The organism is Bacillus sp. EB600, assembly GCF_024494385.1.
Taxonomy (GTDB): domain Bacteria; phylum Bacillota; class Bacilli; order Bacillales; family Cytobacillaceae; genus JAEVLT01.
Window position 1 is genome coordinate 1 of sequence record NZ_JAEVLT010000062.1, and the last position, 14,445, is coordinate 14,445.

The following is a 14,445-nucleotide window of genomic DNA, read 5'->3' on the forward strand; positions in this document are numbered from 1 at the left end:
CTCTGATGCCTGAATAATATGGTGGGCCACCATTGTATCGACGACAGGAACTCCTGTAATATCAATTAATACCACTTGCGCCCGGTACTTCACGACTCCTTGCAATAAATTTTCCATAATATACTTTGCTCTCTCTGTATCGATCGTTCCGATCAAAGGCATGACGGTAATATTATCAAAAATGGGAATTAGCGGTGCTGACAGCTCTTGAAGGGCTATTTTTTGCAGCAATACAGTCTCTTGCCAGGTTGACGCATACTCATTTAATATTTCTTTATTAATCGGGATGATCCATCTATCATAATCCCAGCCAAATTCTATTTGTTGTTTTTCTGAAGCTCCGTTTGTCATATGATAAAATAGAATTTTGGAGAATTCCCCCAAACTGTCTAAAATGAAGCCGATCGACCAGCCCAATTGGACGATTCTTTGAGAAAAATCATCAATTTTGCTCATTCCCTCTTTTTCTTGACCCATAAGGTAATAATTCAAGATGTTAAGATATTCATGACACATATTCTCATAAACTTGGTCTGAAATAATATTTGATATTTTTTGTTCATCCATGCTTTTTAGTTTTTCCGTCCACTCGCTTAACAGCTGTTCCCGATTTGCTTGAATGTATTCCAAAAATTGTTTCGGATTATCCATGCCAATTCCCCCATTCTACTATTTTTAACATTATTTTCAAATTTATTATACTAATATTTCTATCTATTAAAATCTATACAATGGTCTAGACGATTAGTACTAGATGAATAGTGGTTCATTCAAGGAACAAAAGCGTAAGCGCCCGTAAGCGACGTATGGACTGGAGCATACTTGACTGAGATAAAGGAAACACGAAGAGCGTTTGCGCATTCGTGCTTGACTTATCGTAGGGAAGTGGGCGAAGTACACTAGTCGCTGGGCACTGGAGCTAGCTGTTGATTAACTTCATCCAAAGTTGTCAACAGCTTATTATTTTATAAATTCCTAGACGACAAAAGAAGCCTGCACAATATTGTGCAAGCTCCTTTTTGTTAAGTGTTATGACCTAAGTGAACTGCTTAGGCGTTATTATGTTGGCTGCTACCTGATTTTCCACCCTTTTCTTTATTTTCTTGATTGAATTCTTTATCTTGGTTTTTGTCAGTTCCTTGTCCACCCTTACGTCCTTTTTCTTCCATGTTCATTCGATTATTTTTATTGTCAGCCATTTTAATTTCCTCCTTTGTTTTTTGATCATCAGACCGGAAATATAACATCATCAAAGCAAATTAGCCTTCATCACGTTGTTTGCTGCGCGATTTTCCGCCCTTTTCTCCATTTTCTTCATAGAATTCTTTATCATGATTCTCGGAAGTAGCTTCTCCGCCTTTACGGCCGATCTCCTGATAAAACTCTTTATCATGGTTTTCGGCAGTTGCTTCTCCACCTTTTTGTCCAATTTTTTGATAAAAATCTTTATCATGATTCTCGGAAGTAGCTTCCCCGCCTTTTTGTCCAATCTCCTGATAAAACTCTTTATCATGATTCTCGGAAGTAGCTTCCCCGCCTTTTTGTCCAATCTCCTGATAAAACTCTTTATCATGATTCTCGGAGGTTGCTTCCCCGCCTTTTTGTCCAATTTCTTGATAAAAATCTTTATCATGTTTTTCAGCAGTTGCTTGTCCGCCCTTACGTCCTCTTTCTTCCATGCTCATGTTTTTGTCAGCCATTTAAATTTCCTCCTTAAATTTTTGATTGTCAGAGTGGAAAAATAAAAATGCTTCCATTTACTTTATGTCTCTCCACTTTTGATAGAAGCTGAGGTACCATTCGAATAGCCTGCAGCTTGAGGTGCTTTTTTTAAAAGCTCCATCCTTAAATACCCCCTTCTTCTCTAAAATGTAGTTCGTCAGGTTATCGTAATGTAACCTTGCTTATGTTTTACCACCGTTCTAGGAATCATAAACTCTTTTATTTTGTTTTAATCAATCTGTCATATTTGTCTTTTACTCTTAAAAAATCAATCTATTTAAAAAATGAACCTTTCTTTTTTCCTTTTAACAGATCACCCGTCCATCCTTTGACTTTTAGATAGCCATAAAGCAGAATCGTTGAGACCACAATGAGAATGATGGCGAACAAGTAGCCATATTTCCATTCTAATTCCGGCATATGCTTGAAGTTCATTCCCCATAACGCCCCTAATGCCATAATTGGCGTGAAAATAGTAGTAATGACCGTTAAGGTTTTCATAATTTCGTTTCCGCGGTGAGAGGAAATTACTTCTTCTAAATTAATAATCGAATCCAGTTCATGCTCATATTCATTAAGCAAGGCGAAAGCTCGTTCAATTCGCCTGCATGTACAAGTAAATAGTTCACTCATGCTGATTTCTTTAAAATCGGCTTCCTCTATTCCCATTTTCAACTCCTTGATGGGGATTAACAGACTTTTCCAAATGAGCAATTCATGGCGGCGCGTGTATATCTTTTCAAGAATACTTGTTTCATTCCGTTTACGGATACTCCATATAAGTTTTTTTAGCTCCGCTTCAAACTGGTCAATCTCTACCAGCATTTCATTCATCAATTCTCCGAGCAAAAGTAAAAACCCATCCACTGCGTTTTCTGTCTGTTCGATCCTCCAAAGAAAAAATTCAGGATGGATGTGGATGAGCGAAGACAGGTTAAGATCTACAGTTATCAGCTGATCCGACGTCACATAAAAGTGAAAAATTTTATAATCCAGTTCCGCTTCAAAGCTTTGCTTATAAATGAGAGAACCTTTCACCACTTTTTCTCCATTATCCAGTACGTTTATTCTTAAGGAATTGGCCTGATTATCCCGGACTTGTTCGAGCCATCCGTTGGAAAAGCTGACCTTTTTGATGATGGATCCGATTTGATCCAGCTTAACCGCATTGAATTGGTACCACTTCCATTTTTCAGGACTAACATCGTTCAGCATACGCTTATCCCCCTATTCACTGTTGTTTATCTAATTTCCCCATTCATCAAACAACGAAACGTAAAAGGTGGTTTATCTATAAAGGAACAGGGTATGAATAAATTAGAAGTACCTAAAATGGAATCTAGGAAATTCCAAATCTAAAAGGAGGAATAGATATGAAAAAAGCCTTACCTCTTTCTCTTTCATCTATGATCATGGCGGGATTAGGGGCGTGTGCCATGTGGTTTTCTTCTAAGCCCAACAGAATAAAGGCTGGGACCATATTCAGAGACTGGAAACGCAAAATCAAGCCTTCCCCTTTTGATAATAGTAAAAACTTTCCAATAAAAAAAGGCGGAGTTCCTCACCCCCATGATATAGAAGATAATAATATGGTTAGCGAAGGAGCCTTGTATTCCGTAAAATTTTATAATGAAAAAATGCAATAAGAAAAGGTTGGGGTGGACTTTTGCCCCAACTATTTTTCTTGAACCCTTTTTCGTTGAGGTGAAAAAATGATCCTACTTTTTTTACTGATCTATTTTCTTATCATTGTCGTGGTCATCGAAATTCATGTGATTTTATTCCGGTTAACCGGTCTTAAATTAGAGGTTTCCAGATTTCAGGTTATTTCGATGATGACAGGTACAGGCTTTACGACGGGGGAGTCGGAACTCATTTTAGGTCATCCGGTTCGAAGGAAACTGGCTGCCTTTCTCATCCTCTTTGGAGCCTTCTCCCTTGCTGTCCTTATTTCTTCCATTAGTAATCTTTTATCAAATGAAATGAGCACAAAGGATATTTTAGTTGTTGCCGGTATCCTCCTGCTTGCCTTTGTAGTTTTAAAGCTCACCTGTGTTCAGAGACTGTTGACCAAGCTATTCCACCAAAAAATGAAACAGAATGTTAACCTGGGAGATTTACCAGTCCGGGAAGTTTTTTTAACCAATAAAGAAGACTACATGCTTAATCTTTATATCTATCAAGAATCCCGTCTCTTTCACCACACAATTGGTCAAATCATAAAAGAACATGAGCAGATGGACTTTGTCATCTTGTTTATCAAACGGGGCGATTTAAAGATTCGCAAAAATGTTTATCATACTAAATTCAATGAAGGAGATCAGCTTTTTTTATTTGGAGCTAGACAAGTTATTCACGAAAAATTCAACCATGATCTTCACATTATGGAGAAGAAATTAAAGGACCACCACTCTAAACCCTTTGGGGAAAATGCATACTAAAAAAACAAAGCCATTTGAATCGACTTCGTTGGCTTTGTTTTATTTAATTACGAAACCTTTTTGACCTCTAAATACAAAATATGATAGCCGTCAAGATCATAAACCTTGAAAACATACCCTTCAGCTTCGACTTCAGCCCCCCGTTTGATGTCATAGTTTTGCGTCATAAACCAGCCGCCAATCGTGTCTATTTTCTCATCGGATAATTTTATATTGAACTGATGATTAACATCTTTAATTAATACTTTCGCATCAAGCAGATAATGATTTTTGTTTATTTTTCGGATGTCCTCTACTTCATCCTGATCAAATTCATCTCTCACTTCCCCAACGATTTCCTCAATGATATCTTCCACCGTCACTAAGCCGGAGGTACCCCCATATTCATCCAAAAGGATAGCCATATGTGTTCCTTCTTTTTGCATTTTTACCAAGAGCTTCTGAATGGGGACGGTTTCGATTACGCGGATGACTGGAGTCATAATCGATTCTATCTTTTGATCTTTATTTGCTTTTTCGGCTGTCACTAACGCTTTTACGTTTATAACGCCAATAATAGTATCTATATCTTCTTCTATTACTGGATATCTGGTATAATTATCGGTTTTTACTCTATTCAGAACATCCCTGATCGTATCATCAATTGTTACACTGCTAATCTCCGTGCGTGGCACCATAATTTCCTTTGCCATTCGCTCATTGAAATCAAAAATATTGTTTAAATATTGAAATTCACTCTGATTAATTTGTCCATTTTTATAGCTTTCCGCTAATATTAACCGAAGTTCTTCTTCAGTGTGAGCTAGTTCCTGTTCAGTTGCAGGCTGAAAGCCAACTAGATGAGCAAGAAAACGGGCGGAACGATTTAAAACCCAAATGAATGGAAACATCATTTTATTAAACCAAATAATCGGCATAGACAAGAATAGAATGAGCGCCTCGGCTTTTTGAATCGCAATGGTTTTTGGGGTTAATTCCCCTATTACTACACTTAAAAAGGTAACCGAAATAAAACCTAAACCAACAGATAGAATTTTACTAATCGATTCATCCAGGTATAGGGCGGCAAACAATGGGTAGAATAATTTTTCAACCGTAGGCTCTCCCAACCATCCTAGGATTAATGAAGTAACTGTGATTCCCAGTTGACAGGTTGAGAGATACTCATCAAGATGGGTCACTACCTTTTTAGCTGAAACCGCCCCCTTTTTCCCTTTCAATATCCAGCTATTTATTTTTGTTACCCGTACTTTTACAATCGCAAATTCTATTGCGACGAAGAATCCCGTTAGAATGATCAATAGGGCAATGATTAGTAAGTTAAGTAATAGCAAGAGATAGAGTACCTCCTTTTTTTTGAAAAAATAGCAATCCGTCAGATTCCGGATTGCTATCTTTCCTTTTATATCTCCTAAACTTTGATTCTAGCCCCCAGTGCCCAATGTACGCAGCAGGACGGCGGTTATACAAAACTCCTTTTCCTACATCTTTTGTTTTGGATCTACTTTATGGTCCAGCTTCCGTAAATATTTTGCGGCAAAATCCTTTCCACCCAGGCCGAATGCAAGACCAAATGCTAACGCCAATCCGCCTAGTACGAGAATAAAAGCGGCATTTACGATCGAGTGGGCTACCCCCATCTCGTCTAATGCCATAAAGACGGAGATTGAAAATATAGCATATTTTGCAATAGATGCGAGTGTCCGTGAGTAGCTCTTCTTTAACACATTTTGTAAAACACGTTCGACTAAATGGCCTAAATATAGGCCAATGCCTAAGATTACCAGTGCTGCAAACAGTAATGGCAGGTAAGCAACCACGCCGGCTGCAAGTGAAACTAAGAACCTTAATTTTACTATTTGTAAGGCTTCAGCGGTAAATAATAAAACAACCAAAATTTTCACAAGCAACCCAACTAGCTGCGAAAGAGAATACTTTGATTGTTCAGGATTTAAGGAACCAATTCCCATGTGGTGAAGTAAATTATCAAACCTTAAACGCCATAGCATTTGCGTAACTACTTTCTCTACCCATTTTCCAAGCCATATTCCTACTAAAATTAAACTTACCGCTACGATCACATTAGGAATGAGTGATACCACATTATGAAGCATCGCAATCGCCGGATCGGAAATCCCTTTTAAATCTAATTTTTCTAACGCTGTAATGATGGTTGGAATGAGGATAAGGATGAACACAATATTCCCAAAAATGTTGGAAAGCCCAGCTTCTCCTGCATTTTTTTCTAAACCGGTACGCTGAATGAGCTTCTCCATTCCAATACTATTCAAAAAGTTGATTAAAACATCTCTAACCAATTTAGCAATCACCCAGCCAATAAAAACAATCAAGACCGCGGCAAATACCTTAGGTATAAAGGCAAGGAACGTAGTAAGGATTTGAGCGAATGGTTCAGAAATCCCCTCCAGCTGCAATGCCCCGAACACACCAGGTAAAAATAGTAAGAGAATAAAATAAAAAAGTGCTTTAGCGATCCTGTCCACTTTCATCACAGCATCGGTTTCACTATCTGCTATCTTCCATTTGACTAAATATCTTTCTAAATGAAACCTGGCTGCTCCCTTTTGAATGAGCATACGAATGAGTGATGCTACAGCCCAGGCGAGCAGTAAAATTAAGGCTGCTTTTAACACGTTAGGAATAGCAGAAGTAATACTTGATAACATTCCAACTAGCGGGGTTGCAATAAAGCTCAGGTTAAGAATATTAAAAAAGATAATCCAAACAAATACCAATAAAATATAGTAAACAATTTTTCCAATAATCCAATCGGTTGATAACTTTCTTTTTCCTACGTTTGAAAATAGCCGATCATCAAAGCTCGTTTTCTTTAAAGCTGTTTCCACACCTTTACCAATGCCCTTCGCAATCAGCCACCCAACCAGTAATACCAGCAGGGCAAGGATTAAGTTTGGCAGACTTTGCAAGTATGAATACCATCCTGTGGTCAAATTGTTAAAAGTCATGTTTCCAACTCCTTTTCTTCTTTTCTACTTCGCTAGATATTTAACACTTTTTAAACTACTCTGATTCATGGCGACCTGCACTTGCCAACTTTACTCTTTTAGATAGGCTTTTCAGCATCTCTCCGTTCGTTTCTAATGAAGTTCGAATAGCAAAGAACAGATCAGCAATCGGTTTATCATCCCTGTCCCGTGCTATGGCTATTCCCTCCGTAAGCTTGCTGCAGATAGCGGTAAACTCGTCAGCCAGTGACCTAATCAACTCCCGCAGCGTTTCGTCTTCTTTGGCATCCTTTTGCTGAATCGGATCCGATGAAAGATTTTCTTGCCGCAGCTCACTGCCGGTTTTCGCCACATGCATTTCTTTGCCGAGCCTCTTTACTTCATCAAAATCCTGTGCCATCGAGCTATTGTTAGCTGTCTTCAACTTGCCTTGAATATCTCCTGTTTGTTGTTTCGCTTTTTCAGTCATCGTCAGCTCTCCTTTTTCACCGTAGTTATATGTCTATCTTTTATCTACCACTCTTCTTTCACTGTGAAACACGTTTTTTACATAACTTATCTTATAATTAATTACATTTTATATAGAAACAGAGGTTTAAAGATTCTCCTCAAAGGGAAATCAACAAATAGATTGAAAAACAACCACAAGGAGGCTTTTAAAAATGAACAGAGACAAAATAAACGGGAGTGTAGATCAGCTAAAAGGTGAAGCAAAAGAACAATGGGGTAAATTAACAGATAAACCCTCAAAGGTAGTAGAAGGAAAAATGGATAAAGCAAAAGGTAAATGGAGGCAAGGTGTTGGGGAAGTAAAGGAGAAATTATCTGAATAATATTTGTAGTATGGCTGCAAATTGAATAATAATCAGCTAATGTCTCTGAAATTACATGATTAAGAAATTGAAAACACCTCCAAAAATGTGCACAACCAGTACATTCATTGGAGGTGTTTTTATGCGCGAAATTCGGACAATTGAGATGCCATACGGATCCCATTCTTCCATCAATGGATTAAGGGGAAGAATCGGCTATTCACCGCAAATATAATCGCCACAACTGCCAATAACCATTTGAGAAAAAAACACCTACATATTCATGTAGATGAAAGTGGTTTTCGGCTTTCCATAATGTCACATGCAGTTTCTGATCATTCCTCCTTATGTTTTTCCTTTTTGAAAACCAAATAGGAATAAATCAATATCAGTGCAATTCCGATCGCCATTGCCCCGAGGAAAAGATACATTCCCATTGGACCTATAATAATAGAAGATAATGGTACTAGACCGATTACGACAAAAACATATCCGCCAAATCTATGTGTTTTTTTCCAAACATATTCTGATGCAAGCGTCCAAGGTGTCCGAAAGCCGAAGAAATAGTTATGACGAAGTTGGGTCATGAAATTTCCGAGAACGATGAAGAGAATTCCTAATAGCACCGGCAGGACTTTTTGAAACTGCATATTATATCCAAGCGCGCTAAACAGCCCCATCAGATTCATAATAATGAGAAATAAAATAATGACAAAATTGATGATTGAAAATGCGCTGGTATGCTTTTTATAGGATTCTTTCTTCGGATCAATGGACGGTAAAAAGTTTAATAACAAGAACAGCACAAGAGGCAATACACTCAGCATGATTTGTTCCATTTTTGACCCATACCGATTTGGCTCACCAGTAATTCCCCAATGAACCGGAACCTTATCGGGCATATGTGGATAGGCAATTAGATTCACGATCAACGGAATGAAGGAAATAATCAGCGTGATATAAAATAGTTTATTTTTTTTCATGAAACCCCTCCCCTTTCTTGTCTAATAACCATTTGATGACATCCTGCAAAACAGTGGAGTTCAAGGAGTAAATAATAAACTGTCCTTTTTTTTCATCCATAACCAATCCTGCTGATTTCAAGATCTTTAAATGATTGCTAATCGATGGTTTGGTCATTTCAAATTGCTCAGCAATATCCCCTGCTGTTAAATCTTGCTCCTTTAACAAATCAAGAATCTTTCTTCGAGTCGGGTCTGCCAACGCCTTAAAAACGTCATTCATCCTATCCCCTTCTTTAACATTTAGTTAATTATCACAAAGGTGTCTTTTCTAAATAAAAATGTTTTAAATGGAAAAAATCCAGTCAGAAATGTCATCAATAACCTGTTGATCAACATGTTGGGCAACCTTATACTCTTTTTTTGCTTTTAGTATCTCTCCATAAACAGAAGGCATAAATAAATGATTCAAATTCGGATAAAGCTTAAAGGTTACATTCGGCCTATCACCCAATAACTTTTTGTAACCATTAAAATCTTTTTCTATGGATATTTGGAAATCTTTTTCTCCTTGTAAAATGAAAACTGGTTTATCCAATCCATTAAGATAATCAACGGATGGATGTTCACCCATTTCTTTAAAATAGTAGGCCCTAGTGTATTTCCCCAATACTGTGGTTGATTTTGCTTCTTCATCGCTAAGGTTATAAAGGTTGTCAAACTTAGATGATATGGAAGCTATTTGTTTCCTGGCGATTATTTTCAAAATTTTATTCAAGGAGTTTAAAACTTCGTTATTTTGGTCCATCAAAATTTCCTCTAATTTACGCGGAGAACCTGCCATAATAATGATTCCGGTGAAATTTCCACCTTCTCCATCAATCCTTGGTGCTAACATCCCGCCCATACTATGTCCAATAATAAATATTTTACTTGCATCCATTCGTGCATCTTTCCGTAAAAATTCAGCTGCGAGGAGGGCATCTTCAATTGTCTCCTCTCTAACCGAAAGTCTGGTATCGTTTTTCATCACTTTCCCATAAACAAATGTCCTCTTGTCATAACGGAGCACGGCAATTCCTTTTTCTGACAAACCTTCAGCAAGGTCTTTAAAAGGAGCATTATCGCCGATTTTTTCATCCATATTACTTGGACCGGAGCCATGAACCAAAACAACCGCTGGAAACAGCTCATGCGTTTGATTAGGAATGGTTAATACACCATTAAGCGGATACATTGTATCAGTACCAATAACAATTTTTTCATCAGCCATTCAAATTCCCTCCTAAAAAGTTCATTCATCCTATACTCTATTTAGTATTTAGTTAATTATCTAAATATAGAATAACACATTAATTTCAGGCGGAACATAATCATGAAAAATAATTTATCCCTTCCCAAACAAACCTTCACAGTGGTAGCATCTTCTCTGCCAAGTAATTTTCAATTAGTAGGCTTTTTACATTTCCGTCAAATTTCTCAACATCGGCAGGCCCCTACTGAACAGGAACCGTTAGGTTTTCAGTGGGGGTACCTTCTGTTCGTAGTACGACATATTATAAGAATTGAACCTTACTCTTGAGCATATATTAATATGAGGTGATTGAAATGGATAAACATCTGCAACAAACATTTGATATGCGTTATTTGAAAATTGGTTCGATGGTCAATGGCGGAGTTTTGCAAATTGGCTGTGGAGCTGGACATAAACAGCGAACCCAACCTGTTGGATATACTACAGTTGGAACTACATTAGTTCCTCTATCAGCTCCTATACAATTTGCTGTCCCATTACAAGCAGCAGTACGTCCGAAATGATGAGATTTGAACCCTTTTTAAGTAAATAAGCTCCTAATGTATGATTTCCAATTGGAAATCATTTTTTAATTGTTATTGCTTAATTAATTCTTACATAGCTAATATCCAAGATTTTAATACCTTAAAGTTTATAAAATGTATACAAATAGCAGTATGAAATGAATTTTTAGGTCCCAATAGTTCTTACCTTTTTAGCTTCTCATATGTGGTGAATCTGGGTGCATTTCCATAAACTCCAGCCAATTTCCATCGGGATCTATTACCCAGAATTGGTAATTCAAAGCAATTCCTTGAGATATTTCCTGTTCTAATGTTACTCCCTTTTTCTTTAATTGATCTGCCGTTTCTTGGATGTCATCCACCTCAAAACAAATATGTTCCGCTCTGTCTCTTACACCCTCGGCACCCCCGTAAAACAATTCAAGGAAACACCCATCTGCCACCTTCACATATACAATCCATGGTTCACCATTTGTTTGATTCAATTCAAACGCTTTCTTAAAACCGAGCTTATTACAATAAAAATCCAATGAACGTTCCATATCTAACACATGAAATGCTTTGTGATTAATCCCTTTAATCAATTTCTACCACTCCCATATATGTCAAATTTGGCTGCGTGTCCTTAAACTTCTTATCAAATCTTCTTTCCATTAAGGTCCCCTCCAACTATAATACTTCACTATTTAGTGTGTCCCTAGTCTAATGACCACAACAATTACAAAGCACAAAATAGCAATAGGTATCACTGAAATTGAATAGAAAAGATGTCTATTCAAATACTATATTGTAGGATTCATTCTAAAAAAACGGTTAACAACTATAACATATAGGAGGTTCACCATGGAGTCAGGGTATAAAGGGACCAATAAAATGATTACCGGGATTGTGTTTGGTGTTATTACGTTTTGGCTGTTTGCTCAGGCAATGGTTAACGTCGTTCCTGCGGTTCAAAAGGATTTAGGCATTTCATTAGGGATGCTGAATGTAGGCATTAGTTTGACTGCATTATTCTCAGGGATGTTTATCGTTGCTGCTGGCGGGATTGCTGATAAGGTTGGACGGAAGAAAATTACGTATTTAGGTTTAATTTTAAGTGTGATTGGTTCGCTCTGTTTAATCCTTGCAAATGGGGCAGTGTTATTGATCATTGGACGTGTCATTCAAGGTCTTTCAGCTGCATGTATCATGCCTGCAACGATTGCGTTAATGAAAGAGTATTTTGAAGGAGCTGAGCGTCAGCGTGCCTTGAGCTATTGGTCCATTGGTTCTTGGGGTGGTTCTGGAGTTTGTTCATTTGCCGGGGGTGCTATTGCAACCTATATGGGCTGGAAATGGATTTTCATTTTTTCAATTGTTTTTGCCATTCTTTCCATGTGGCTGATTAAAGATACTCCAGAAAGCAAGGGCGAAGAGTCAGGTGCATTCAAGTTTGACTTTGGAGGATTAGCGATCTTTATCGTCACGATGCTTTGTTTAAATCTTGTCATCACACGCGGAAAAGATTTTGGCTGGACAAGCCCAATAACTTTAGGTCTTGCTGTTGTCTTTCTAATTGGCTTATTTACTTTCATTAAAGTGGAGAAAAAGAGGGAACATGCTCTTATTGATTTCTCCTTGTTTAAAAATAAACCATACGCAGGGGCAACTTTTTCTAACTTCTTATTAAATGCTGTTGCCGGAACGCTTGTGATTGCCAATACGTATGTTCAAGTCGGACGCGGATTTACAGCATTTCAATCAGGCATGTTATCACTTGGCTATTTAGTGGCAGTATTAGCGATGATTCGCGTAGGTGAGAAAATATTACAACGATCCGGCGCAAAAACACCAATGATTTGGGGTGCGATCTTAACGACAATTGGCGTAGCAGTTATGGGATTAACGTTCTTACCTGGTGTAATCTATACGGTTGTTGTTTTCATTGGATTTGCAGTTTTCGGCATCGGACTTGGAATTTACGCAACCCCATCTACAGATACTGCGGTTTCGAGTGCACCTTCTAATAAAATTGGGGAAGCTTCCGGGCTATATAAAATGGCAAGTTCCCTCGGAGGATCATTCGGTGTGGCCATTTCAGCGGCTGTATATAGTGCGATTCAATCAGTTGGAAGCTTGGAAGCTGCAGCATCAGCGGGAATTATCACAAACGTCATCTTTGCGGTCCTTTCCTTACTTTCCGTTATGGTGTTTATTCCAGGAAGAAAAAGTGGCAAAAAAGCACCTCAACCGACGGGGAACCCCACTCCAAAACTCGGGGGCACTTGACGACCTTGATAATATTTATGTGCTTCATTTACTCCCAATGATTCCAGTTGGCTTTGTTGGATACCACAGTGCTTTTCGATAAATCCTATTTTAAATTAGGGATTCTAGGGGTGGCGGGGTCGTGCATGGCTCTTCCCCCCATATGGCAAATGATATAATCGCCAGTTCACCTTTTGTTACAGCCGTACAAACGATTATTAGCCGCCGTTTAAATCCTTTTAAAGAAACTTATCAAAAGTTACGTTGGCTTCATCTTTTGATGAGTCATTCCACCTAAGTCAAACCAAATGATCGGCCAAACAAAGAGATTCAATGAATGCGAAGGTTAATAAATCTTACTCACCAAAACATACTGGAAATAGAAGTGTAATACCTGCTACCCTCCCTGTATACATGCACCAAATATTACTATCCTACCTGATGGGTGTTAAGGAAGGAGCATTCACAAAACAATATTATCCGTAAAGATGGCAAGAAAATTCCACAAGTGATGTGGAATTTTCATATTGATTAAACTAATTTTTCAAGCTCAGTAAACACAGCTTCATAATCCTCTTTTTTGTCAGCTTTAAAAGAAGTGTTTAAATAAGTAATAACCCCTTCTTTATTCACCACAAAAACTGACCGAATGGCTGTCTCTCCTTTAGCATTAAACACTTTATAATCCTTTACCGATTGCTTATGCCAATCCGATAATAGGGGATACGGGAGCGTCCCCATACTGGCAGCAAAAACTCGGTGGGAATGGATGTGGTCGACACTAATTGCAAGTACTTCTGCATCCAACTGCTCAAAACGTTTATAGTCCTCTTTCCAAGAGGCAATTTCCTTAATTCAGCCCGGAGTAAAATCCATCCCATAAAAAGCAGTGACAATATTCTTCTTCCCGTGAAAATCGGATAAAGCAATCTTTTCAACAGTTGTTGCCGGCAAAGAAAATTCAGGAGCAAGATCGCCAACTTTCAGTGTTTCGTCCATTTTAATTCCTCCTCTCTTAGTTCATATGCTATGTATTGTCTCCATTTTAAGGTTGATTATCCAGATGAAGCAGTCTTAAGAATGGCCTTTATCTTTAAACACGATTTGACCGCTTTTTCTGATGTCTTGACCGTCACCAAAGTAGCAATCGTCGGAAAATGGATAGCCTCGCCTATACATATGGACCGGTTAATCATTATATAAAAATGAGGTCTTTCCAATACTGACCAAAAAGAATAAAATGGATAGGTTTATTTGGGTGTGCCTTAAAATCAAATTTACCAAATTCGAATGAAATTAGGAGCTAATCATGAGTGAAAAGATACTTAGATTTCCACATTTCATCTAAAAAAAATAAAAAAAACAAACCTAATAATAATTAAGTTTGTTAATCCTTGCCTGGCAGCGTCCTACTCTCACAGGGACTTGCGTCCCAACTACCATCGGCGCTGAGAAG

General features: G+C 37.9%; 17 protein-coding genes and 1 pseudogene. 6 read left to right on the forward strand and 12 right to left on the reverse strand.

From position 1 onward, the window contains the following. From JN080_RS27235 to JN080_RS27250, 4 genes are all read right to left on the reverse strand, one after another. A partial coding sequence (locus JN080_RS27235; protein WP_256239093.1) for an STAS domain-containing protein occupies positions 1-651 on the reverse strand: 651 nt, incomplete at its 3' end. A gap of 398 nt (positions 652-1,049) precedes the next feature. Next, positions 1,050-1,199, reverse strand: a complete 150-nt coding sequence (locus JN080_RS27240; protein WP_256239094.1) for a general stress protein B — start codon at positions 1,197-1,199, stop codon at positions 1,050-1,052. A 60-nt stretch (positions 1,200-1,259) separates the two neighbouring features. Continuing rightward, a complete protein-coding gene (locus JN080_RS27245) occupies positions 1,260-1,700 on the reverse strand; it encodes a KGG domain-containing protein (protein ID WP_256239095.1) in 441 nt (146 codons plus the stop codon). Between the two features lie 295 nt (positions 1,701-1,995). Further along, the gene (locus JN080_RS27250; protein WP_256239096.1) at positions 1,996-2,937 is read right to left on the reverse strand and encodes a magnesium transporter CorA family protein; all 942 of its coding nucleotides are present in this window, start codon (positions 2,935-2,937) and stop codon (positions 1,996-1,998) included. A gap of 158 nt (positions 2,938-3,095) precedes the next feature. Between JN080_RS27250 and JN080_RS27255 the strand changes: the two genes are divergently transcribed. Together JN080_RS27255 and JN080_RS27260 are read left to right on the forward strand one after the other, a co-directional pair. Beyond that, entirely contained in the window at positions 3,096-3,368 is a 273-nt protein-coding gene (locus JN080_RS27255; RefSeq protein ID WP_256239097.1) for a hypothetical protein, read from the forward strand. A 66-nt stretch (positions 3,369-3,434) separates the two neighbouring features. Continuing rightward, positions 3,435-4,163, forward strand: a complete 729-nt coding sequence (locus JN080_RS27260) for a hypothetical protein (protein WP_256239098.1) — start codon at positions 3,435-3,437, stop codon at positions 4,161-4,163. Between the two features lie 47 nt (positions 4,164-4,210). Here JN080_RS27260 and JN080_RS27265 read toward each other — a convergent pair whose 3' ends face one another. The 3 genes from JN080_RS27265 to JN080_RS27275 form a co-directional block, all read right to left on the reverse strand. Next, a complete protein-coding gene (locus tag JN080_RS27265; RefSeq protein ID WP_256239099.1) occupies positions 4,211-5,497 on the reverse strand; it encodes a hemolysin family protein in 1,287 nt (428 codons plus the stop codon). A gap of 147 nt (positions 5,498-5,644) precedes the next feature. Further along, the gene (locus JN080_RS27270; RefSeq protein WP_256239100.1) at positions 5,645-7,150 is read right to left on the reverse strand and encodes a mechanosensitive ion channel; all 1,506 of its coding nucleotides are present in this window, start codon (positions 7,148-7,150) and stop codon (positions 5,645-5,647) included. Positions 7,151-7,205: 55 nt separating this feature from the next. Continuing rightward, complete coding sequence (locus tag JN080_RS27275; RefSeq protein ID WP_256239101.1) at positions 7,206-7,619, reverse strand: hypothetical protein; 414 nt, start codon at positions 7,617-7,619, stop codon at positions 7,206-7,208. 193 nt (positions 7,620-7,812) lie between these two features. Here JN080_RS27275 and JN080_RS27280 point away from each other — a divergent pair, with 193 nt between their 5' ends. After that, complete coding sequence (locus JN080_RS27280) at positions 7,813-7,983, forward strand: CsbD family protein (RefSeq protein ID WP_256239102.1); 171 nt, start codon at positions 7,813-7,815, stop codon at positions 7,981-7,983. 314 nt (positions 7,984-8,297) lie between these two features. Here the strand turns inward: JN080_RS27280 and JN080_RS27285 are convergent, their stop codons facing one another. The 3 genes from JN080_RS27285 to JN080_RS27295 form a co-directional block, all read right to left on the reverse strand. Further along, positions 8,298-8,945, reverse strand: a complete 648-nt coding sequence (locus tag JN080_RS27285; protein WP_256239103.1) for an SdpI family protein — start codon at positions 8,943-8,945, stop codon at positions 8,298-8,300. Then, on the reverse strand, positions 8,932-9,207 hold the full coding sequence (locus JN080_RS27290; protein ID WP_256239104.1) for an autorepressor SdpR family transcription factor: 276 nt from the start codon (positions 9,205-9,207) through the stop codon (positions 8,932-8,934). The genes JN080_RS27285 and JN080_RS27290 overlap by 14 nt, the downstream gene beginning before the upstream one ends. Before the next feature lie 63 nt (positions 9,208-9,270). Then, positions 9,271-10,197 carry an alpha/beta hydrolase family protein gene (locus tag JN080_RS27295; protein WP_256239105.1) on the reverse strand — a complete coding sequence of 309 codons (927 nt, stop codon included), beginning with the start codon at positions 10,195-10,197 and terminating at the stop codon, positions 9,271-9,273. Between the two features lie 335 nt (positions 10,198-10,532). Here JN080_RS27295 and JN080_RS27300 point away from each other — a divergent pair, with 335 nt between their 5' ends. Next, positions 10,533-10,742, forward strand: coding sequence for a hypothetical protein (locus JN080_RS27300; RefSeq protein WP_256239106.1), 210 nt, complete (start codon positions 10,533-10,535; stop codon positions 10,740-10,742). A gap of 191 nt (positions 10,743-10,933) precedes the next feature. Here JN080_RS27300 and JN080_RS27305 read toward each other — a convergent pair whose 3' ends face one another. After that, positions 10,934-11,326 carry a VOC family protein gene (locus JN080_RS27305; protein ID WP_256239107.1) on the reverse strand — a complete coding sequence of 131 codons (393 nt, stop codon included), beginning with the start codon at positions 11,324-11,326 and terminating at the stop codon, positions 10,934-10,936. Between the two features lie 259 nt (positions 11,327-11,585). On the opposite strand from JN080_RS27305, the gene JN080_RS27310 reads away from it, so the two are divergent. Then, positions 11,586-13,010 carry an MFS transporter gene (locus tag JN080_RS27310; RefSeq protein WP_256239108.1) on the forward strand — a complete coding sequence of 475 codons (1,425 nt, stop codon included), beginning with the start codon at positions 11,586-11,588 and terminating at the stop codon, positions 13,008-13,010. Positions 13,011-13,090: 80 nt separating this feature from the next. Then, a pseudogene (locus JN080_RS30080) lies at positions 13,091-13,230 on the forward strand (amidohydrolase); the annotation flags it as partial. Between the two features lie 290 nt (positions 13,231-13,520). On the opposite strand, the gene JN080_RS27320 reads toward JN080_RS30080, so the two are convergent. Then, the gene (locus tag JN080_RS27320; protein ID WP_256239110.1) at positions 13,521-13,988 is read right to left on the reverse strand and encodes a redoxin domain-containing protein; all 468 of its coding nucleotides are present in this window, start codon (positions 13,986-13,988) and stop codon (positions 13,521-13,523) included. Positions 13,989-14,445: the final 457 nt, after the last annotated feature.

Coding starts and splice junctions, on each gene's coding strand:
- JN080_RS27240 (WP_256239094.1), bottom strand. CDS start 1,199: ATGGCTGACAATAAAAATAATCGAATGAACATGGAAGAAAAAGGACGT.
- JN080_RS27245 (WP_256239095.1), bottom strand. CDS start 1,700: ATGGCTGACAAAAACATGAGCATGGAAGAAAGAGGACGTAAGGGCGGA.
- JN080_RS27250 (WP_256239096.1), bottom strand. CDS start 2,937: ATGCTGAACGATGTTAGTCCTGAAAAATGGAAGTGGTACCAATTCAAT.
- JN080_RS27255 (WP_256239097.1), top strand. CDS start 3,096: ATGAAAAAAGCCTTACCTCTTTCTCTTTCATCTATGATCATGGCGGGA.
- JN080_RS27260 (WP_256239098.1), top strand. CDS start 3,435: ATGATCCTACTTTTTTTACTGATCTATTTTCTTATCATTGTCGTGGTC.
- JN080_RS27270 (WP_256239100.1), bottom strand. CDS start 7,150: ATGACTTTTAACAATTTGACCACAGGATGGTATTCATACTTGCAAAGT.
- JN080_RS27275 (WP_256239101.1), bottom strand. CDS start 7,619: ATGACTGAAAAAGCGAAACAACAAACAGGAGATATTCAAGGCAAGTTG.
- JN080_RS27280 (WP_256239102.1), top strand. CDS start 7,813: ATGAACAGAGACAAAATAAACGGGAGTGTAGATCAGCTAAAAGGTGAA.
- JN080_RS27285 (WP_256239103.1), bottom strand. CDS start 8,945: ATGAAAAAAAATAAACTATTTTATATCACGCTGATTATTTCCTTCATT.
- JN080_RS27290 (WP_256239104.1), bottom strand. CDS start 9,207: ATGAATGACGTTTTTAAGGCGTTGGCAGACCCGACTCGAAGAAAGATT.
- JN080_RS27295 (WP_256239105.1), bottom strand. CDS start 10,197: ATGGCTGATGAAAAAATTGTTATTGGTACTGATACAATGTATCCGCTT.
- JN080_RS27300 (WP_256239106.1), top strand. CDS start 10,533: ATGGATAAACATCTGCAACAAACATTTGATATGCGTTATTTGAAAATT.
- JN080_RS27310 (WP_256239108.1), top strand. CDS start 11,586: ATGGAGTCAGGGTATAAAGGGACCAATAAAATGATTACCGGGATTGTG.